The organism is Nocardioides sp. SLBN-35 (assembly GCF_006715725.1).
Taxonomy (GTDB): domain Bacteria; phylum Actinomycetota; class Actinomycetes; order Propionibacteriales; family Nocardioidaceae; genus Nocardioides.
In genome coordinates this window covers 480,855-499,894 of sequence record NZ_VFNU01000001.1, presented here as the reverse complement: position 1 = coordinate 499,894, position 19,040 = coordinate 480,855, and the positions used below count along the sequence as shown (strand labels likewise).

21 protein-coding genes are annotated in these 19,040 nt (G+C 73.0%); 9 read left to right on the top strand and 12 right to left on the bottom strand.

Annotated features, from left to right (window positions below; translation table 11 throughout):
• Positions 1-55: 55 nt before the first annotated feature.
• Positions 56-613 carry a Dps family protein gene (locus tag FBY23_RS02535; protein ID WP_396954509.1) on the bottom strand — a complete coding sequence of 186 codons (558 nt, stop codon included), beginning with the start codon at positions 611-613 and terminating at the stop codon, positions 56-58.
• A 163-nt stretch (positions 614-776) separates the two neighbouring features.
• Here FBY23_RS02535 and FBY23_RS02530 point away from each other — a divergent pair, with 163 nt between their 5' ends.
• Together FBY23_RS02530 and FBY23_RS02525 are read left to right on the top strand one after the other, a co-directional pair.
• Positions 777-1,754, top strand: coding sequence for an ATP-binding cassette domain-containing protein (locus FBY23_RS02530; RefSeq protein ID WP_222117703.1), 978 nt, complete (start codon positions 777-779; stop codon positions 1,752-1,754).
• Positions 1,751-2,551, top strand: coding sequence for an ABC transporter permease (locus FBY23_RS02525; RefSeq protein ID WP_141796706.1), 801 nt, complete (start codon positions 1,751-1,753; stop codon positions 2,549-2,551). The genes FBY23_RS02530 and FBY23_RS02525 overlap by 4 nt, the downstream gene beginning before the upstream one ends.
• 16 nt (positions 2,552-2,567) lie before the next feature.
• Here FBY23_RS02525 and FBY23_RS02520 read toward each other — a convergent pair whose 3' ends face one another.
• Positions 2,568-3,923, bottom strand: a complete 1,356-nt coding sequence (locus FBY23_RS02520; RefSeq protein ID WP_222117702.1) for a cytochrome P450 — start codon at positions 3,921-3,923, stop codon at positions 2,568-2,570.
• A gap of 98 nt (positions 3,924-4,021) precedes the next feature.
• Between FBY23_RS02520 and FBY23_RS02515 the strand changes: the two genes are divergently transcribed.
• A complete protein-coding gene (locus FBY23_RS02515; protein WP_260805701.1) occupies positions 4,022-4,789 on the top strand; it encodes an HAD family phosphatase in 768 nt (255 codons plus the stop codon).
• Complete coding sequence (locus tag FBY23_RS02510; protein ID WP_141796705.1) at positions 4,786-7,302, top strand: glycoside hydrolase family 65 protein; 2,517 nt, start codon at positions 4,786-4,788, stop codon at positions 7,300-7,302. The genes FBY23_RS02515 and FBY23_RS02510 overlap by 4 nt, the downstream gene beginning before the upstream one ends.
• A 32-nt stretch (positions 7,303-7,334) precedes the next feature.
• On the opposite strand, the gene FBY23_RS02505 is transcribed toward FBY23_RS02510, so the two are convergent.
• Genes FBY23_RS02505 through FBY23_RS02495 form a run of 3 tightly spaced genes read right to left on the bottom strand, consistent with a single transcriptional unit; the run spans position 7,335 to position 10,178 of the window.
• Positions 7,335-8,006, bottom strand: a complete 672-nt coding sequence (locus FBY23_RS02505; protein ID WP_141796704.1) for a response regulator transcription factor — start codon at positions 8,004-8,006, stop codon at positions 7,335-7,337.
• 4 nt (positions 8,007-8,010) lie between these two features.
• Positions 8,011-9,234, bottom strand: a complete 1,224-nt coding sequence (locus tag FBY23_RS02500) for a sensor histidine kinase KdpD (protein WP_141796703.1) — start codon at positions 9,232-9,234, stop codon at positions 8,011-8,013.
• Between the two features lie 59 nt (positions 9,235-9,293).
• The gene (locus tag FBY23_RS02495; protein ID WP_141796702.1) at positions 9,294-10,178 is read right to left on the bottom strand and encodes a hypothetical protein; all 885 of its coding nucleotides are present in this window, start codon (positions 10,176-10,178) and stop codon (positions 9,294-9,296) included.
• A gap of 194 nt (positions 10,179-10,372) precedes the next feature.
• Between FBY23_RS02495 and FBY23_RS02490 the strand changes: the two genes are divergently transcribed.
• Positions 10,373-11,617: an MFS transporter gene (locus tag FBY23_RS02490; RefSeq protein ID WP_260805700.1), complete on the top strand. Its 1,245-nt coding sequence runs from the start codon at positions 10,373-10,375 to the stop codon at positions 11,615-11,617.
• 10 nt (positions 11,618-11,627) lie between these two features.
• Here the strand turns inward: FBY23_RS02490 and FBY23_RS02485 are convergent, their stop codons facing one another.
• From FBY23_RS02485 to FBY23_RS02465, 5 genes are read right to left on the bottom strand one after another with little or no spacing between them, the layout of a single operon-like run.
• Positions 11,628-12,500 (bottom strand): exodeoxyribonuclease III, encoded by an 873-nt coding sequence (locus FBY23_RS02485; RefSeq protein ID WP_141796701.1) that lies wholly within the window; start codon positions 12,498-12,500, stop codon positions 11,628-11,630.
• 9 nt (positions 12,501-12,509) lie between these two features.
• Positions 12,510-13,115, bottom strand: a complete 606-nt coding sequence (locus FBY23_RS02480; protein WP_222117701.1) for a carboxymuconolactone decarboxylase family protein — start codon at positions 13,113-13,115, stop codon at positions 12,510-12,512.
• A complete protein-coding gene (locus tag FBY23_RS02475) occupies positions 13,097-14,071 on the bottom strand; it encodes an NAD-dependent epimerase/dehydratase family protein (protein WP_141796700.1) in 975 nt (324 codons plus the stop codon). The genes FBY23_RS02480 and FBY23_RS02475 overlap by 19 nt, the downstream gene beginning before the upstream one ends.
• Positions 14,072-14,102: 31 nt before the next feature.
• Positions 14,103-14,660, bottom strand: a complete 558-nt coding sequence (locus FBY23_RS02470) for an NYN domain-containing protein (protein WP_141796699.1) — start codon at positions 14,658-14,660, stop codon at positions 14,103-14,105.
• 44 nt (positions 14,661-14,704) lie between these two features.
• Positions 14,705-15,223 carry a hypothetical protein gene (locus FBY23_RS02465; RefSeq protein ID WP_141796698.1) on the bottom strand — a complete coding sequence of 173 codons (519 nt, stop codon included), beginning with the start codon at positions 15,221-15,223 and terminating at the stop codon, positions 14,705-14,707.
• Between the two features lie 54 nt (positions 15,224-15,277).
• Here FBY23_RS02465 and FBY23_RS02460 point away from each other — a divergent pair, with 54 nt between their 5' ends.
• The 3 genes from FBY23_RS02460 to FBY23_RS02450 are packed head-to-tail and all read left to right on the top strand — an operon-like array spanning position 15,278 to position 17,462.
• Positions 15,278-16,057 carry a glycoside hydrolase family 25 protein gene (locus FBY23_RS02460; protein ID WP_141796697.1) on the top strand — a complete coding sequence of 260 codons (780 nt, stop codon included), beginning with the start codon at positions 15,278-15,280 and terminating at the stop codon, positions 16,055-16,057.
• Positions 16,058-16,065: 8 nt separating this feature from the next.
• Positions 16,066-16,413, top strand: a complete 348-nt coding sequence (gene trxA, locus FBY23_RS02455; RefSeq protein ID WP_141796696.1) for a thioredoxin — start codon at positions 16,066-16,068, stop codon at positions 16,411-16,413.
• A complete protein-coding gene (locus FBY23_RS02450) occupies positions 16,410-17,462 on the top strand; it encodes an LLM class flavin-dependent oxidoreductase (RefSeq protein ID WP_141796695.1) in 1,053 nt (350 codons plus the stop codon). The genes trxA and FBY23_RS02450 overlap by 4 nt, the downstream gene beginning before the upstream one ends.
• On the opposite strand, the gene FBY23_RS02445 is transcribed toward FBY23_RS02450, so the two are convergent.
• Positions 17,452-18,072 carry a TetR/AcrR family transcriptional regulator gene (locus FBY23_RS02445; protein ID WP_222117700.1) on the bottom strand — a complete coding sequence of 207 codons (621 nt, stop codon included), beginning with the start codon at positions 18,070-18,072 and terminating at the stop codon, positions 17,452-17,454. The genes FBY23_RS02450 and FBY23_RS02445 overlap by 11 nt on opposite strands.
• A 156-nt stretch (positions 18,073-18,228) precedes the next feature.
• Here FBY23_RS02445 and FBY23_RS02440 point away from each other — a divergent pair, with 156 nt between their 5' ends.
• Positions 18,229-18,435, top strand: a complete 207-nt coding sequence (locus FBY23_RS02440) for a hypothetical protein (RefSeq protein WP_141796694.1) — start codon at positions 18,229-18,231, stop codon at positions 18,433-18,435.
• Here FBY23_RS02440 and FBY23_RS02435 read toward each other — a convergent pair.
• Entirely contained in the window at positions 18,389-19,018 is a 630-nt protein-coding gene (locus FBY23_RS02435) for a hypothetical protein (RefSeq protein ID WP_141796693.1), read from the bottom strand. The genes FBY23_RS02440 and FBY23_RS02435 overlap by 47 nt on opposite strands.
• Positions 19,019-19,040: the final 22 nt, after the last annotated feature.

The window sequence follows — 19,040 nt, the reverse complement described above, 5'->3', positions numbered from 1 at the left end:
TGCTACAACAACCCGCTCGAACCGTTCGATCGAACGATCTGGTCGCGCGGGGGGCTCAGGCGATGATCGCCTCCGGCACCGACCCCTCGGGCGCGCGACGCTCGGCGTCGGTCAGCCAGGCCAGCTGCTCGAGCCGGTCGAGGATCGTGTGCAGCAGGTCGGCCGTGGTCGGGTCCGCGGCGTCGACGGCGTCGTGGACCTCGCGGACGGTGCCGGTCACGGCGTAGATCGAGGCGACGATCGCGTCGATGGCGTCACCGGTCGCGACCTCGCCACCCGGGAAGGCGGGGAGGCTGGACTGGGCGGCAGCGCGGGCCGAGGTGCCGTCGGGGACGACGTACAGTGCACGCATCCGCTCGGCGACGGCGTCGGTGAACTCCCGGGCGGCGTCGACGATCTCGTCGAGCTGCAGGTGCAGGTCGCGGAAGTTCGGGCCGACCGCGTTCCAGTGCGCCTGCTTGCCCTGGAGGGCGAGGTCGTTGAGGTCGGCGAGGACCCGCTGGAGGTGTCCGGCGAGGGCCGCGTCGGCGCGGAACGCGGGGTGGGAGACGTGCTGGGTCGAGCGGTGACGGGTCACGGTGGTGGCCACGGGTGGTGCTCCCTTCGAGTGGATGTCGGTGGGACCCAGCCTGACATCTTTTCTGGAACGATTCCAGAAAAGGAAGCCTTGCCTAGGATCGCCCAGCCTTGCCTCACCGACGATGAGTTCGGCTGTCGGTGGCGGTCCCTACGGTCGAAGCACACCGACACGGGTACGACGACACGCAGGGACGGCGATGAGCGAACCGATGATCAGCGCGACCGGACTGGTCAAGCGCTACCAGGACGTCGAGGCCCTGGCCGGCCTCGACCTGGCCGTGCCGGAGGGTAAGGTGCTGGCGCTGCTCGGGCCCAACGGCGCCGGCAAGACCACCGCGGTGCGCTGCCTGACGACGCTGCTGCGACCCGACGCCGGCGAGATCCGGGTCGCCGGCGTCGACGTGCTGGCCGACCCCTCCGCGGCCAAGGCGAGGATCGGGCTGTCGGGGCAGTACGCCGCCGTCGACGAGCACCTCACGGCCGCCGAGAACCTCGTGATGATCGGCCGGCTCTACCACCTCGGCCGCGGACCGGCCCGGGCCCGGGCGGGCGAGCTGCTCGAGCGCTTCGACCTCACCGAGTTCGCGAGCCGCCCGACCAAGACCTACTCCGGCGGCCAGCGCCGGCGCCTGGACCTCGCCTGCGCCCTGGTCGCGGCGCCGCCGGTGATCGTGCTCGACGAGCCGACCACCGGGCTCGACCCGCGCAGCCGGCAGCTGATGTGGGACGTGATCCGCGAGCTCGTGGCCGACGGCGCGACGCTGCTGCTGACGACGCAGTACCTCGAGGAGGCCGACGTGCTGGCCGACGACATCGTGGTGATCGACCACGGCCGCCAGATCGCCCACGGCACGGCCGACGAGCTCAAGGCGCAGACCGGCGGCCAACGGATCGAGGTCGTTCTCACCAGCGCCGCCGACACCGAGGCCGCCGCCCGGGTGCTCGACCAGGTCGCGGTCGGCGAGGTGCAGGTCACCGGCGGCGGGCGCGAGCTCGCCGCCGCCGTCGGCGACGAGGCCGCGGGCGACCTGCTGCGTGTGCTGCAGGGCTTCGAGCGCGACGCGGTCAAGGTCCTCGACGTCGGGCTGCGCCGCCCCACCCTCGATGACGTCTTCCTCACCCTGACCGGGCACGACAGCCATGACGGCACCGAGACCACGGAGGTCGAGCAGTGAGCACCCTGACCCAGGCCGCGAGCGACGGCTGGGTGGTCGCCCAGCGCAACCTGATCAAGATCGTGCGGGTGCCCGAGATCCTGGTCTTCGTGCTGATCAGCCCGATCATGTTCGTGCTGCTCTTCGCCTACGTGTTCGGCGGCGCGATCGAGACCCCCGGCGTCAACTACCGCGAGTGGCTGATCGCCGGGATCTTCGGCCAGACCATCGTGTTCGGCGCGACCTTCACCGGTGCGGGCCTGGCCGAGGACATGCAGAAGGGCATCATCGACCGGTTCCGGTCGCTGCCGATGTCCAGCTCCGCGGTGCTGGTCGGGCGCACGTCCTCCGACGTCGTCTACAACGTGCTCTCGCTGGTGATCATGGCGCTGACCGGGCTGCTCGTCGGCTGGCGGATCCGGGAGGGCTTCGTCGACGCGATCGCCGGCTTCGCGCTGCTCCTCGTCTTCGGCTACGCGATCAGCTGGGTGATGGCGTGGGTCGGCCTGATGGTGCCGAGCGTCGAGGTCATCAACAACGCCTCGTTCATCGTGATCATGCCGCTGACCTTCGTCTCCAACGCGTTCGTGCCGACCGCGTCGTTCAACAAGGTGCTCAAGCCGGTCGTCGAGTGGAACCCGGTCTCCGCGGTCACCCAGGCCAGCCGCGACCTGTTCGGCAACACCGGCGTCGGGCCCGGCTCGGACGCCTGGTCACTGCAGCACCCGGTGGCCTACACGCTGATCTGGGTGATGGCGATCATCGCGGTCTTCGCCCCGCTGTCCGTACGGCGCTACCGGCTCACCACGAGCCGCTAGCCCCGATGTTTCGTGTCTAGGCCCGTCCGCTAGCGACCCGGTCGCCGCCGGTGAGCACCGGCAGCGCCTCGACGCCGTAGACCGCCGACAGCTTGCGGAAGTCGAGCTCGGAGATGTCGGCGGCCATGGTGAGGTCCGGGAACCGCTCGGCGAGCATCCGCAGCGCGGTCCGCAGCTCCATCCGGGCCAGCTCGGCGCCGACGCACCGGTGCATGCCCCACCCGAAGGCCAGGTGCCGGGTCGGCTCGCGGGACGGGTCGAACTCGTCGAGGCCCGGGGCCAGCCGCGGGTCGCGGTTGGCGGCGAGCAGGGAGACGCCGACCGCGTCGCCCTCCTTGATCTGCACACCACCGACGACCACGTCCTGCTTGGCGAAGCGCAGGAAGGCGAGCTGGACCACGCACAGGTGGCGCAGCAGCTCCTCGACGACCTGGTTGATCTGCTCGGCGTTCTCCGAGCGCAGCATCTCGCCGGCCTTCGGGGTGGTCGCGATCAGGTAGGCGCCCAGCGCCAGCATCGATGCGGAGGTCTCGTAGCCGCCGAGGAACACGCCGTCGGCGATGCCGCCGAGGGTGACGTCGTCGAGCTCGTCGCCGTGCTCCTGCAGCAGCGCGCCGATCAGGCCGTCGCCGGGATTCGCCCGCTGCTCGCGCACGGCGTTGATCAGGAACTCGCGGGTGTGCGCGGCCGCCCCGAACGCGCCGGCGCCGCCCTCGGTGAGGTCGAAGCGGGCCACGCCGAGCTCCAGGAACCGGGCCCGGTCGTCGACCGGGAGGCCGAGCAGGTCGCAGATGACGTCGAACGGTACGGCGAACGCGAACTCCTCGACCATGTCGACCGGGCGCCCGTCGCGGCCGGCCTCGGCCATCGCGTCCAGCCGCTGCTCGACGATCGCCTCGATGCCGGGCTGCAGCCGGGCGAGGCGGCGCATCGTGAACTCGGGGGTCAGGTAGCGCCGCAGCGCGGTGTGCAGAGGGGGGTCGGTCATGCCGAGGCCGCCGATCTGCTCCTCGTCGGAGCGGCCCTCCTGGGACACGAACTGCCCGAGGTCGTTGGACCACACCTCGGCGCCGCCGGCGAGCACCTCGCGCGCCTCGTCGTACCCGCTGACCATCCACACGCCCTTGCCGAACAGGTCGGCGAGCTTCTTGACCGGCTCGTCGGCCTGCGCCTTCACGAGCTCGGGCACGGGGTCGAGCCCGTCACGGCGCAGCGGGAGCGTGAACGCGTCCGGAAGGAAGCGAAGCTTGCGCAGGTCGATGCCGTTGCGCATGGTCCGGTTGAGCAGCCAGATGCCGATCCGCTGCTTGGCGGGACCCAGCACGGGGTCCAGGACAGGCCGGAGCAGCGAGTCGAAGAGCGGGATGCGCATGAGCCGTATTCCATCAGACGAGACGGCTCGACATATCCGGTGTGACCCGGATCGCGTCCCTGACCCGACCCTGAGGTCCGCCCCGTTAGCCTGTCCGGGTGCCTCGGACACCTGTGGACTGGGATGCGTGGGATGCCGTGCTGTTCGACCTCGACGGGGTGGTGACACCGACGGCCGAGGTCCACATGCACGCGTGGGCGGCGATGTTCACCTCGTTCCTCACCGCGCGGTCCGCGGCTGACCACGTCGCGTACCCGCCGTACACCGAGCAGGACTACTTCACCTACGTCGACGGGAAGCCCCGCTACGACGGGGTCCGCTCCTTCGTCGCCTCCCGCGGGATCACCCTGCCGGAGGGCACGCCGGACGACCCGCCGACGGCGGAGACCGTGTGCGGGCTGGGCAACCGGAAGAACGAGTCGTTCAACCAGATCCTCGGCTCGGAGGGCGTCGTGGCCTACCCCGGCTCGGTGGCGCTGATCGTGGAGCTGCACGAGGCCGGCAAGCCGATGGCGGTGGTGTCGTCGTCGCGCAACGCGCCCGCGGTGGTCGCCGCGGCCGGGCTGACCGACTACTTCGCGTTGATCATGCACGGCGGTCTGGCCGCCGAGCTCGGCCTGCGCGGCAAGCCCGCGCCGGACACCTTCACCCACGCCGCCACCGCGCTGGGCGCGACGAACGCCCGATCGGTCGTCCTGGAGGACGCGATCAACGGCGTCGCCGCCGGGCACGCGGGTGAGTTCGGCCTCGTCATCGGGGTCGACCGCGGCGCGGGGGTCGACGCGCTGACGGCGGCGGGCGCCCACCTCGTCGTACCCGACCTCGCCGACCTGGTCCAGGCCGACACCGCGGAGGAGAAGTCATGAACGCACCGGAGGGCCCGTCCCACAAGGCACCGCCCGCCGGCGACCCGCTCGACCGCAGCCGGTTCCCCGTCGACGAGTGGCGGCTGGTCGAGACCCGGTTCGACGGCAGTGACCTCGGCACCACCGAGTCGCTGTTCACCGTCGGCAACGGCTACCTCGGCCTGCGCGGCAACTACTCCGAGAGCCGCGACGCGCACCTCGACGGCACCTTCATCAACGGCTTCCACGAGACCTGGCCGATCTCCCACGCCGAGGAGGCCTACGGCTTCGCGCGGATCGGGCAGACCATCGTCAACGTGCCGGACCCCAAGGTGATCCGGCTCTACGTCGACGACGAGCCGCTGCAGATCTCGGTCGCCGACCTGATCGAGTACGAGCGGGCGCTGGACTTCCGCACCGGCGTGCTCACCCGCGACCTGCTCTGGCGCACGCCCGGTGGCAAGCGGGTGCGGGTGCGCAGCACCCGGATGGTGCCGCTCGAGCAGCGTCACCTCGCGGTGCTCACCTTCGAGGTCACCCTGCTCGACCAGCGCGCGTCCCTGGCGATCTCCTCCCAGCTGGTCAACCGGCAGGACGAGCAGCGCGAGGCCGGTCCGCTCGACCAGAGCGGCGGTGGTACGGCGGACCCGCGCCGCGCCGAGGCGTTCGACCGCCGGGTGCTGGAGCCGCGGATCAAGGCGGCGAGCCAGGTCACCGGCCGGCTCTCGCTCGGCTACCGGGCGGCGCAGAGCGGGATGACGCTCGGGGTGGTCGCTGACCACCTGCTGGAGACGGCGTCGCCGTACTCCCTGGAGGTGCACGCCGAGGACGACCTCGCCAAGGCGATCTACCGGGTCGCGGCCGAGCCCGACGTACCCGTGAAGCTGACCAAGCTGGTGTCCTTCCACACCGCGGAGACGGTGCCGCCGCGCGAGCTGATCGACCGCTGCGAGCGCACCCTGGCCCGCACCCGCGAGGAGGGCGTGGCCCACCAGTACGCCGCGCAGGAGGCCTGGCTCAAGGCCTTCTGGGCGCGCGCGGACGTCGAGGTCCCCGGCCAGCCGGCCCTGCAGCAGGCGATCCGGTGGAACCTCTTCTCGGTCCTGCAGGCCTCGGCGCGCGCGGAGGGCCAGGGCATCGCCGCCAAGGGGGTGAGCGGCTCCGGGTACGGCGGCCACTACTTCTGGGACACCGAGATCTACGTGATGCCGTTCCTCACCTACACGATGCCGTGGGCGGCGCGGAACGCGCTGCGCTTCCGCTACAACCTGCTCGACAGCGCCCGCGCGCGGGCCCGCGAGCTGTCCCAGAAGGGCGCACTCTTCCCGTGGCGCACGATCAGCGGCCAGGAGGCGTCCGCCTACTACGCGGCCGGCACCGCGCAGTACCACATCGACGCGGACATCGCCTACGCCCTGAGCCAGTACGTCGGCGCCACCGGTGACGAGGAGTTCCTCGCCCGGGAGGCGGTCGACATCTTCGTCGAGACCGCCCGGATGTGGGCCGACCTCGGGTTCTGGCGCGACGAGTCGCGGCGCACCTTCCACATCCACGGCGTCACCGGGCCCGACGAGTACACGACCGTCGTCAACGACAACCTGTACACGAACGTGCTCGCGCGATTCAACCTGCGCCGTGCCGCCCGCGCGGTGTGGGAGCTGCAGCGCGACGCCCCGGAGGCGTACGACGACCTGGTGCGTCGTACCGGACTGACCGCGGACGAGCCGGACGAGTGGGCCGAGTGCGCCGACGGGATGTCGATCCCGTTCGACTCCTTCCTCGGCATCCACCCGCAGGACGCCCACTTCCTCGAGCGCGAGATGTGGGACCTGGAGAACACCCCGCTCGACAAGCGGCCCCTGCTGCTGCACTACCACCCACTGGTGATCTACCGGTTCCAGGTGCTCAAGCAGGCCGACGTCGTGCTCGCGCTCTACCTGCAGGGCGAGGAGTTCACCGCAGACCAGAAGCAGGCCGACTTCGAGTACTACGACCCGATCACCACCGGTGACTCCACCCTGTCCGCGGTGGTGCAGTCGATCGTCGCCGCCGAGGTCGGCTACTCGGACCTCGCGGTGCGCTACTTCCACGCCGCGCTCTTCGTCGACCTCGCCGACCGCCACAACAACACCGCGGACGGCGTCCACGTCGCCTCGACCGGTGGCGTCTGGAGCGCCCTGGTCAGTGGCTTCGGCGGCTTCCGCGACCGCGGCTCCGGGGCCGGCGACCAGCAGTGGCAGCTCGACCCGCGGCTGCCTGCGTCGTGGTCGTCGCTGGTCTTCCGGGTCACCCTGCACGGCACCCGGGTCCGGGTCACGGTCCGGCCGGCCGAGCTGGAGCTGTGCGTCGAGCACGGGACCGGGCCGGTCACCTTCGCGGTGCGGGGACAGCTGGTGAAGGTCGGGCCGGGTGATCCCGTGGTCGTCCCGCTCGAGGACCAGGGTCCGCGCCTGGACGGCGAGCCGCCGTACCCCGCCGGGATCCAGCGCGCCGACGGGACGGTGATCTCGGCGATCGTGCCGAGCGGGGACTGAGAGGCTGCATGAGTCCCCGGTCAGCCGGGGACTCATGCAGCCGGTGGCCTCCACCCGACCCGGTTGGCGAGCCCGACGGCGGCGAGCTGGGAGGACACCTCCAGCTTGGCGAGGATCCGCTTCACCTGCGTCCGTACGGTGCTCTCCGAGACGACGAACGCGGCCGCGATGTCGTGGACGGTCTCGCCGCGCATCAGGTGCCCGAGCACCACGGCCTCGCGCGGGGTGAGCCGCTCGAACCGCACCCGGATCTCCCGGTGCTCCTTGCCGTTCTCGCGGGCGAGGGCGATCAGCTCGGCGCGCTCGGTCTCGTCCATCACCGGGCCGCCGCGCGCCAGCGAGGTGATCACGGCGAGCACGGCGTCGAGGGAGCCGGCCTTCGACAGCACCCGACGCGCGCCCGCGGCGAGGCACTCGCCCCACCGCACCCGGTCGGTGGTCGCCGTGAGGACGAGGACCGGGACCCCGGCGCGGGCGAGCGGGGCGATGAGCAGGCGGCCGTCGCCGAGGGGCCCGAGGTCGAGGTCGAGCAGCACGATCCGCGGCCGGAGCTCGCGGACCCGGGCGAGGAGTGCGGCCGGCGAGGCGAAGTCGTCGGGCGTGAGGACCCGCACGTCGTGGTCCTCGCGGGTCAACGCGAAGTCGAGGGACTGCGCGAACAGCGCGTGGTCCTCGACGATCACGACCCGTAGCCGGCTGGGCACGTGATCAGCCGGCCTGCGGTACGGCGCCCGCCCGGGGCAGCTCGACGGTGAAGGTGGCGCCCTCGCCGGGCTCGGAGTCGACCCGGACCACGCCGCCGTGCAGCGTCACGACGCGGTGCACGATCGCCAGGCCGAGGCCGGCACCGGGGCGGCGGCGTACGGCGTGCCGGCGGGATCGGAAGAACTCCTCGAAGACCCGCTCACGGTCGGCGGGGTCGATCCCGATGCCGACGTCGCTGACCGTCAGCACCACGCCCGCCGGCCCGGCGACGACGCGGACCAGGACCCGGCCGCCGGGCTCGGAGTACTTGACCGCGTTGGACACCAGGTTGGCCACCATCCGGTCGAGGTCCTCGGGATCGCCCTGCAGCGTGGGCTCGTCGACCACCTCGACGACCACCGTCACGTCCCGCCGGCGGGCCTCGGCGGCGTGCAGCGCGACCGCCTCGCGGGCCACTCGGCCGAGGTCGGTGGTGAGCGAGCGCAGCGGTACGTCGGTCCGCCCGAGCTTGGCGAGCGCGGCCATGTCGTCGACGACCGACCGCAGCCGCTCCACGCCTCCGTGCACGACGTCCAGCCCGGCGGTCACGGAGTCGCCGAGGCCCGACTCGCCGCGCAGCGAGTCGACGGTGTGCGCGATCGCGGCCGCCGTACCGCGCAGCTCGTGGGAGAGCACGTCGATGATGCTGCGGCGGTACTCGGCGACCGCGTGCTCGTGCTCGACGCGCAGCTCGAGGTCGTCGCGCTCCAGCGCGGTGACGAGCGCCCGCTCGGCGAGGCGGACGTACATCAGCAGCGTCGCCCGCTGCTCTGCGCCGGGCCGCCGACCGTCATCGGGCAGGTCGACCCACAGCACGCCCCGCAGCTGTCCGGCGTGGTCGTGGAGCAGCCCGCAGAGCAGGTCGTGGGAGTCCCAGGCGTCCGGGTCGTCGAGAGGTACGACGTCGGGCACCCACAGGTGCTCGTCGAGGTGGCCGCCGGAGCGGTCGGCCGGGACGAAGTGCAGCGCGCCCCACACGTCGGCGTTGGCGAGCTCGCGCTCGAGGAGCTCGACGGGGGTGCGCTGGTCGACCAGCTGGGCGGCGGCGGTGTCGTCGCCGACCACGGCCACCGTGTGCAGCAGGCCGTCGACCGCCAGGCTGACGGCAGCCACGCGGAACCCCGCGAACTCGATCACGCCCTCGGCGAGGAGCTGCAGGGTGCGGGTCAGCGATGCGTCGACCTCCACACCGAGAATGGTTCCCGGAACCGGGCACCTTCATTCCCCGCCGGGGGTCGGCCCGGGGATCAGGCGCTGAACAGCGTCGGCGCGATCCAGTCCGCGACCCACGAGACCGGGGCCCGGCCCGGGCCCACCTCGGCGAGCTCGCGGGCGGCGAGCTCGAGCAGGAGCAGCCGGGCGACGCACCGGGCCTCGCCGACCACCCGGCCGTGCCAGCGGGCCAGGATCCGCGGCGCCTCCTCGACCAGCGCGGTGCCGGCGCCGTGCCAGCGCAGCTCGCCGCGCAGCTCGTCGAGGCGGAAGTGCAGCGTGTCGAAGCCGATGGGCCGGTTCAGGCCGTAGCGGTCCCACTCGCGCACCAGCACCGTTCCGCGCGGTCCGGCCGCGACGGTGCGGCGCGACCAGCTGCCGTGCCAGGCGCCGCGGGGCAGCGCGTCGAGGTCGTGGCGGTTGCCGAGCTGGTCGAGCGCCGCGAGCAGCTGGTCGCCGAACGCCGAGGCCGGCAGGTCCTGGAGCCGGGTCCGCAGGCCACCCGCGTAGGAGTGGTCGAGGTCCGCGATCGTGGCGAGCTCGACGACCACCCGCTCGGCGTCGTAGCGCGCCGGACGGGTCGGCACCCGGCCGGGGTACGCCGACGCGCACCACTCCTGGACCAGCAGCGGGCGCCCGGACCAGGTGGTCAGGGCGAGCAGGCGGGGCGCGACCAGGCGGCCGTTGCGGTGGTGCGCCTCCAGCGTCGCCAGCGCGCTAGCCCCGTCGAGCACCCGCCGGGACCCGGCGTCGTCGTCGGCCCACCGTACGACGGCGACCCGGCGCGCCTGCTCGTCGTACACGTGGCACTGGGTCTCCCCCGGCGGGCCCGGCTGCGGCAGCAACCGGACGGGGCACTCGAGCGCGGCACCGACGAGGTCGGTGAGGTCGTCGAGGGCTTGCGGGCTCAGCTGGTTCATGCGCGGTCCCTCCTGTGGTCCGGCGCGCCCCCCAGACGCGCCGGATGTCCAGCGTCGGGGACGACGCGACGCAGGTGGAGGGTTGTCGGACGACGTCCCCAGAATTCGGTAGAGCCCGACTCGCCCGGTCCCATGACGTCTCATATCTCGAGATAGCTGTCTCATTCAATGGACACAGGTGCTTGACTGGCCCGGTGACCTCGACCGCTGCCCCGTCGCCGACGCAGGCGCGGACGGTCTCCGCCGCCCGGCGCTGGGCGATGCTGGCCGCCGGCACCGGGGCCCAGGCCGCGACGGCGGCGATGGTGACCGCACCGAGCTTCCTCATCCCCGAGCTGCACCGCCCCGTCGCGGACGGCGGCTACGGGATGAGCCTGGCCGAGGCCGGGCTGGTCGCGTCTGCGTCGATGACCGGGATGATGTTCACCCTCGTGCTCTGGGGCCTCGTGGTCGACCGCCGCGGCGAGCGGTTCGCGCTGCTGGCCGGCCTGCTGGTCACGGCCGCCGGCGGCGGCGCCGCGGCGGCGCTGGCCTCACCGTGGCCGATGGCCGCCGCGCTCGGCTTCGCCGGCATCGGTGCGGCGGCGACCAACTCCGCCTCCGGCCGCGTGGTCGTCGGCTGGTTCCCGCCCGAGCGGCGCGGGATCGCGATGGGGATCCGGCAGACCGGGCAGCCGCTCGGCGTCGGGATCGCCGCCGGCACCGTCGCCGTCATCGCCCACCACCACGGCATCGGCCCCGCCCTGTGGGTGCCGACCGCGGCCGCCCTCCTCGTCGCGGTCCTCGTCGCGCTCGTCGTCCTCGACCCGCCCCGGCCTGCCGCAGCCGCGGGCGTCGCCGTCGCGAACCCCTACCGGGAGGACCGCTACCTCGCCCGGATCCACGCCGCCTCGGTGCTGCTCGTCGTCCCGCAGTTCCTGGTCTGGACCTTCGGCCTGACCTGGCTGGTCGACGACCTCGGCTGGTCGCCCGGCATCGCCGGCCTGGTCGTCGCCGGCACCCAGGTCGCCGGCGCCGCCGCCCGGATCGGCGCCGGCTGGGCCTCCGACCTGGTCGGCAGCCGGATGCGGCCGATGCGCGCGGTCGCCTTCCTCGCCGCCGCCACCATGGCGCTGCTCGGCCTGGCCGCCGCGCAAGCCGACGGGTCCGGGCCGGTGACGGCGCTGGCTGTCGGCCTGCTCGTCGTCGCGTCCGCCGTCACCGTGGCCGACAACGGGCTCGCCTTCACCGCCGTCGCCGAGCGGGCCGGGCCGTTCTGGTCCGGCCGCGCCCTCGGCCTGCAGAACACCGCCCAGCACCTCGCCGCCGTCGCCGTCCCGCCCGTCGCGGGGCTGACCATCACCGCCTGGGGCTACGGCGCGTCGTACGCCCTCGCGGCGGCGCTCCCCCTGCTCGCGGTGGCCGTCGTACCGATCGCCGGAGAGCGCCGGGTCAGCTGAGAGCGCCAGGTCAGCTGAGGTCGTAGTCGACGACCACGGGGGCGTGGTCGCTCATCCGGACGCCGAGGTGGTCCCGGTCGACGACCGCGGACACGGCCGCGCGGGCGAGCCGCGGGGTCGCGAGGTGGTAGTCGATGCGCCACCCCCGGTCCTCGTCGTAGGCCCGGCCGAGCCAGCTCCACCAGGAGTACGGCCCAGCCGTGTCCGGGTGCAGGTGCCGCACCACGTCCACGAGCGTGCGCGGTGAGAGCTGCGCGGCCAGCCAGGCCCGCTCCTCGGGCAGGAAGCCCTCCGTCTGGTTGCTGCGCTTGTAGGCGGCGACGTCGAGCTCCTGGTGCGCCACGTTGAGGTCCCCGGTGAGCAGGAACTCCCGGCCCTGCGCCGCCGCGGCCTTGCGGGCGGTCGCGAGGTGGCGGGCGAAGCCGGCCATGAACGCCATCTTGCGGTCGTACTTCGCCCCGCCGTCGGGCGCCTCCCGCATCCGCTTGGGGTCTTGCAGGTGCGCGGGCAGGCCGCCCTTGGGAAGGTAGAGGCTCGCCACGGTGAGGGGTACGTCGGCCAGGTCGACCTCGACGTAGCGCCCCTCCGTCGCGTGCTTGCGCAGCGCGCGGTGCAGCGGCCGCTCGGGGTCCGGCACCGACCAGCTGCGGACCGCGGCGGCCGGCTCCCGGGTCAGTACGGCGACGCCGTTGCGCCCGGCGACCTCCCCCGCGTCGTACGCCACCTGGTAGTCGCCGAACGCGCCCTCGGGCAGCGCGGCGACCGGGCAGCGCACCTCCTGCAGCGTGACGACATCGCACCCGCGGGTGGCCAGCCAGTCGCCGAAGCCGCGTCGGTGGGCAGCACGGATGCCGTTGATGTTGGCGGTGGCGATGCGAAGCACCGGGCGATGCTAGTGGTCCGTCGCGGGCGAATCGTCGGGCGGCCCCACACCGAAGACGTCCATCACCAGCGCGAGCGTGGAGTAGTAGCCGACCAGCACGACGAGCTCGAGGAGGTCGGCCTCGCCCAGGGCCGCCGCGGCCGCCGCGAACTCGGCATCGGACAGCGCCCGCTCGCGCACCAGCCGGCCGGGGACCTCGCCGCACCAGCGCTCCCGCTCGCCGACGCCGGCGAAGGTGCCGTCCGCGATCGCCGCGAGCTCGTCCGGCTCCATCCCGATCGTCGCGGCCACCCGCTCGTGCGCCCAGGCCTCGAACGCCGAGTCCGTGGCGGCGGCCACGGCGAGGATCGCGATCTCGCGCTCACGGTCGCTGAGGTGGCCCCGGTAGCGGATCGCGGCCCCGAGGTCCTGCAACGCCGATCCGACACCCGGCTGCAGCAGCATCGGACCGAACGGGCCGTGCAGCGAGCCGTCCGGCGCCGCCAGCGGGAACGGCTGGTCGCCCGAGGCCCGCGGCCCGGAGGTGATGGCGTCGTAGAGGTGCCGGGCCGCTGCGTCGAGGTCCTCGGGACGGGGCGAGCGGAACCGGTCGCCGGTCACCGTCGAGCCCGCCACCGGGCCAGGAGGTCGGCCTCCCGCTCGATCGTGATCCCCGTGATCCGCGCCGCGGGATCGGCGTCCAGCCAGGCCCGGGTGTCGCGGATCGTGGCGCCGACCGCCCGCGGCTGCAGGCCCGCGGCCAGGGCGGGGGCGGCGTCGTGGGCCAGCATGCCGTCGTACGCCGGGCGCGGGAGCCAGAGCGGGATGCTGTCGGGCCCGGACCAGGCCTCGACGCCCTCGGCCTCGAGGAAGTCCTGGGCGACCCAGACCAGGTCGGCGTCGGGCAGGACGGCGGCGAGGAGCTCGGCGATCGGCTGCGCGGGGCCGACGGCGTCGTACGTCCCGCCGGTGCGGTCCTCGGCCAAGGTGACGACCCAGGCGGCGAGGTCACGGACGTCGATCACCTGCACGAGGTCCTGCGGGTCGCCGGGCGCGAGCACCTCGCCGGTCGCGGTGGAGCGGCGCGCCCAGTATGCGAACCGGCCGCTCGGGTCGCCCGGCCCGACGATCAGGCCCGGGCGCACGACGGCCGCACCGGGTGACGCGTCGAGGACGAGGCGCTCGCAGGTCACCTTCATCCCGCCGTAGTTCTCGACGCTGGCCATCGGGTCCAGGTCGTCGGCGATCGCGTCCCGGAGCCTCCCCTGGCCGGGGCCCGCGGGGTCGGCGTCGGCGGCGTAGACCGAGATGGTGGAGACGAACACCCAGTGCGCGTCCTCAGGTACGGCGGCCAGGGCACGCCGCACGTGGGAGGGGGTGCGCGCCACGTCGACCACGGCGTCGTACGGATCACCGTCGGTGAGCTCGGCCGGCGCCGGCTCGTCGCGGTCCCAGCGCACCGTCGTCACACCCGGTGGCACCGTGCCGGACCGCCCCCGGTTGGCACACACCACGTCGTGCCCGCGGCGCACCGCCTCGGACGCGACCGCGCGGGACAGGAACTGGGTGCCGCCGAGAACCAGGAGCCTCATCCGCACAGCATGCCCTGCCGGTGGCTGGCCCTCAGATGAACTGGGTCGGGTCGAACTCGTCGATCGGGATGATCCGGACCCGCGGCAGGCGCTCGTTGAAGGCGTTGACGTCGTACTCGAGGTCGAAGAAGTCCAGGCCCCGTGTGGTGAGCTGGGCGAACGCGCTGTTGCGGAACTCGGTGAACCCGACCAGCCCGACCCGCCGCCCGTCGAGGACGTCCTCGATCTGCTCCACGAAGTCGCCGTCGTTGCTGACCAGGACGACATCGGCCTCGCGGCTCTTCAGCTCCGCCAGCGTGCGCTGGATGGCGATGTCGACGACCTTCTGGTTGGCGCCGCCCGACAGCGGGATCGGCCGGTAGCCGATCGCCAGCAGCGCCTGCACGAACGACATCGGCAGCTCGCTGTTGGCCGCCAGGAAGAACAGCCCGTTCGTCGGCTGCCCCCACTGCCGCTCGACGAACTGCAGGAGCCGCTCCCATCGCGGCCGCTCCTCGGGCCGGGGCCGGCGGCCCAGGATCGACGTACCGAGGGTGGCGTCGATGTTCTCCCCGTCCACCAGGACGTGGGTGGTCCGCGCGGTCTCCATGACAGGAGGCTAGCCGGGCGGCCGGGCGGCCGGGAGGCAGTGGGTCAGCCGCGCTTGACGGTGCGGAAGGCGGTCCAGTCGCCCTTGCGCTTGTAGAACCCGGCGACCGCCTTGAACCGGTAGCGGTCGGCGGGGCTGGCCAGGCACGCCTGCGGTACGACGATGCGGACCCGGTCGACGTCGAAGCGCCACTTCGCGCGGATCCCGGAGCACTCGACCGGGGTGCCGCCGAACTCCTGGTCGGTCGGCTGCCACAGCTGGGTGACCGGAGCGGTGCCGGGGCGGTGGCCGGTATAGGCGATGAAGCCGTCGTCGGTGGCCGGGTCGGTCCCGATGAAGACCTTCGTCTGCGCCTTGCGGGTCTCGGTCAGGTCGCGGAAGGTCAGCCTGAGCACCACCCGGTCCGAGCGGTTGTCGATCTTGACCCGCACGATGTCCATCTGCGCGGGCAGCGCGGGCTCGGCGCCGTCCTCGATCACCTTCACGGCCGCACGGGCCGGGGCGGGCACCGCGAGGACGGCGGCGAGGGTCGCGACGACGAGGGTCAGCAGCAGCTTGCGCATGGGTCGACCCTACGTCGGCGGCACGCGTGGAAGGCTGCGTGGAAGGCTGGCCGCGTGAGGAGACTGGCCGCGATGGCGGCGGTGCTGGCGCTGGCCGGCTGCGGCGGTACGCCGGACGCCCGTCCGGCACCGACGACCTCGGCGCCGTCCACGACCACGGCACCACCGGCGACCACCCCCACGCCGACCCCCACGCCGACCCCCACGCCGACCCCCGTCCCCACGCCCGAGCCCACCTCCACCCCCAAGCTCGCCGAGGGCATCGACGCCTCCCATCACCAGGGCCCGATCGACTGGGAGCAGGTGGCCGGTGCGGGCATCCGGTTCGCCTACCTCAAGGCCAGCGAGGGCACCGGGTTCACGGACCCGCGGTTCGCGGCGCACCGGGCGGCCGCCGTACGCGCTGGCGTCTCGGTCGCGGGCTACCACTACTTCCAGCTGTGCAGCGACGGCACGGCACAGGCCGAGCACTTCCTGCGCGTCCTCGGCCCCGACACCGCCCCCGGCCAGCCGCCGGCGCTCGACCTCGAGCTCGCCGGCAGCTGCACCGACCCACCGTCGCGCGCGGCCCTCCTCGCCGAGGTCCGGGAGTTCCTCCAGCGAGTCGACGAGACCCTCGCCACGACCACGCTGGTCTATCTCTACCCCGACTTCGAGGACCGCTTCGGGTTCGCGAAGGACCTGGCCGACCACCCCCAGTGGGTACGTCGCCTCGGCGAGCGCCCACCGGCCCGCGACTGGGCCGTGTGGCAGTACGACGACCGCGGCTCCGTGCCCGGCATCAGGGGCGGCGTGGACCGCAACCGGGGAACATTTCCGATCGAGGGACGTTGAGGAATGACATGTCCACCATCGACCTGACCGCCGGCAACTTCGAGCAGACGGTCCTCGACAACGAGATCGTCTTCGTCGACTTCTGGGCGTCGTGGTGCGGCCCGTGCCGCAACTTCGCCCCGATCTACGAGGCGGCCGCCGAGGAGCACGGCGACCTGGTCTTCGGCTCGGTGAACACCGAGGAGGAGCAGCAGCTCGCCAGTGCCGCCAGGGTCACCTCCATCCCGACCCTGATGGCGTTCAAGAAGGGTGCGCTGGTCTTCTCCCAGGCCGGTGCGCTGCCCGCACCCGCCCTGGCCCAGGTCATCGCCGCCGTCCGCGACTTCGACGTCGACGCCGCGAAGGCCGAGCAGTGAGCGAGCTCGTCTTCGGGCTCGACACCTTCGGCGACGTCACCGTCGACGCGGCGACCGGAGAGCGCCTGGGCCACCCCCAGGTGATCCGCAACATCGTGGAGCAGGCCGTGCTGGCCGACCGGGTCGGCGTCGACGTGTTCGGCATCGGGGAGCACCACCGCGCGGACTTCGCGGTGACCAGCCCGGAGATGGTGCTGGCGACGATCGCGGCCCGCACCGAGAGGATCGGGCTCGGTACGGCGGTCACGGTGCTCAGCTCCGACGACCCGGTCCGCCTCTACGAGCGCTTCGCGACCCTCGACGCCCTGTCCGGCGGCCGCGCCGAGATCACCATGGGCCGCGGCTCGTTCACCGAGTCGTTCCCGCTCTTCGGGTTCGACATGGCGCACTACGACCAGCTCTTCAGCGAGAAGATCGACCTGTGGGCCGCGCTCCAGGGAGAGCGGGCGGTCACCTGGGACCGCGGCGAGCTGCGGGCGCCGCTGCGCGACGCGCGGGTCTTCCCGACCACCGAGCGCGGCTCGATCCCGACCTGGATCGGCGTCGGCGGCTCGCCGGAGTCCGTCGTACGCGCCGCCAACTACGGCTTCCCGCTCGCGATCGCGATCATCGGCGGCGAGCCCGCGCGGTTCGCACCGTTCACCGACCTCTACCGCCGCGCGCTCCAGGAGTTCGACCGACCGGCGCTGCCCATCGCGGTCCACTCCCCCGGCTTCGTCGCGGACACCGACGACGAGGCGCGCGAGGCGCTCTACCCGCACTTCACGGAGAGCCGCAACCGGATCGGCGCCGAGCGCGGCTGGGGCCCCGCCACCCGCGCACAGTACGACGCCGAGGTCGACCACGGCGCGCTCTTCGTCGGCTCACCGGAGACGGTCGCGCGCAAGATCGCGGCGGCCGTGCGCGACCTCGGGATCCAGCGCTTCGACCTGAAGTACAGCAACGGCGCGATGCCGCACGAACAGCTGATGCGCAGCATCGAGCTCTACGGCACCCGGGTCGTCCCGCGGGTCCGCGAGCTGCTCGCCGAGGCCCCCGTCACGGCCTGAGCACGAGGAACAGCTCGACCAGCACGTCGACCAGGCGGTCCCGCTCGACCTCGATGTCGCCCTGCAGGGCGGCGCTGAGGGTGTGCGCGACGCCGCCGATGAGGAACTGGGCCCGCAGCCGCACCTCGACCGGCAGCCCTTCGGCGGGCCCGGCCGGGTCACCGGAGGACGCGGTCGCGGCGAGCATGCCGGCGAAGCGGCGCGACTCCTCGAGCACGCGCGGGCCGAGCACGGGTGAGGTGATCGACTCCAGCAGCGCGATCCGGCCCTTGCGCGGGTCCTCGAGGAACAGGTCGACCATCTCGGCCAGCACCGCCCGGGTGCGGGCGGCGGGGTCGTCGGGCGCGCCGGCCAGGGCGCCGAGCGAGCGGGCCGCGGCCTCGCCGGCAATCTGCTCGAAGACGGCGAGCTGGAGCGCCTCGATGCTCGAGAAGCTCTCGTAGAAGTACCGCGCGGCCAGCCCGGACTCCTCGGCCACCCCGCGCACGGTCGCGCCGGCGACCCCCCGGGTGCCCATCAGCTCCAGGCCGGCGGCCAGCAACCGCGTGCGGCGCTCGGCGACCCGCTCCTCGGCCGCGCGGCCGCCGTACCGTCGCGCGCTCTCCGTCACCGGCACATCGTGACACGGGCGTAGATCGATACCGCCGGCGGCGGACTGTGACGCGGGCACAAATCCGGCGCGCCGGTCTGTCCCTGGGCACGAGCGGGGGCGCCGGCGCCCGCCGCAGACTCGGTGAGGTCGAGAAACCCACCCGAGGAGCCCGCGATGCGCGACCTGTTGACCCTGGTGCCGATCTTCGCCTTCATGCTGATCCCGCTGTGGATCCCGCTCGCCGCGATGGCGTTCGGTGCGCTGCACGACGTCGTGGCCGCCCCGGGCCGGCTCGCCCGGCGTACCGTCGCCCAGCCGGCGCACCGGGCTGCGATCAGCCCTGTCGGTCCTCGGGTCCCCGCGGCAGGAACTGCTCGGTGAAGGCCGGCCAGGCCTCGTCGATCAGCTCCTCCATGTCGAGGTGGGTCGCCTTCCGCACGTAGTCCTTGGCCAGCTCGGTGTCCAGCACCTTGAGCAGGAACCGCCGCAGCTCGGCGTCCAGGCCCGCGACCTTGCGCAGCATCGCCCCGCGCCGGGTGTCGGTCTTGAGCTCGAGTCCGATCTGGTCCTCGGTCGGGGTCTTCAGCTCGAGCCGCAGCCTCAGCGGTGCCTCGGTGTGGACCACCAGGACCAGCGGTACGACGACCTCGGCGTTGAACGTCAGCCGGTCCATCGGCAGGCCCAGCTCGAACACCACGCTGATCGGCAGGTCGATCGCATAGGTCAGCAGCTCGCCCGGCACCAACTCGCCCGTCGTGGGCCGGTAGGTCCCGACGAAGCTCACGCTCGCGAACGCTCGGCCCGGCCCGGCGCCGATCGGGCCGAGCGCGATCTGGTCGCCCAACACCTCGTCGATGGTGCGCAGGATCCGCTCCTTGTGGAGCACCCGGCGGATCCACGCGACGCCGAACTCCTCGTAGCTCGTCTGCGTGGCGGCCTCGTCGATCACGGCTCCCTCCAGCACGGTTCCCCCCAAGTTTCGTCCC

Coding starts and splice junctions, on each gene's coding strand:
- FBY23_RS02495 (WP_141796702.1), bottom strand. CDS start 10,178: ATGAACCAGCTGAGCCCGCAAGCCCTCGACGACCTCACCGACCTCGTC.
- FBY23_RS02520 (WP_222117702.1), bottom strand. CDS start 3,923: ATGCGCATCCCGCTCTTCGACTCGCTGCTCCGGCCTGTCCTGGACCCC.
- FBY23_RS02440 (WP_141796694.1), top strand. CDS start 18,229: ATGCGCGACCTGTTGACCCTGGTGCCGATCTTCGCCTTCATGCTGATC.
- FBY23_RS02475 (WP_141796700.1), bottom strand. CDS start 14,071: ATGAGGCTCCTGGTTCTCGGCGGCACCCAGTTCCTGTCCCGCGCGGTC.
- FBY23_RS02510 (WP_141796705.1), top strand. CDS start 4,786: ATGAACGCACCGGAGGGCCCGTCCCACAAGGCACCGCCCGCCGGCGAC.
- trxA (WP_141796696.1), top strand. CDS start 16,066: ATGTCCACCATCGACCTGACCGCCGGCAACTTCGAGCAGACGGTCCTC.
- FBY23_RS02470 (WP_141796699.1), bottom strand. CDS start 14,660: ATGGAGACCGCGCGGACCACCCACGTCCTGGTGGACGGGGAGAACATC.
- FBY23_RS02465 (WP_141796698.1), bottom strand. CDS start 15,223: ATGCGCAAGCTGCTGCTGACCCTCGTCGTCGCGACCCTCGCCGCCGTC.
- FBY23_RS02530 (WP_222117703.1), top strand. CDS start 777: ATGAGCGAACCGATGATCAGCGCGACCGGACTGGTCAAGCGCTACCAG.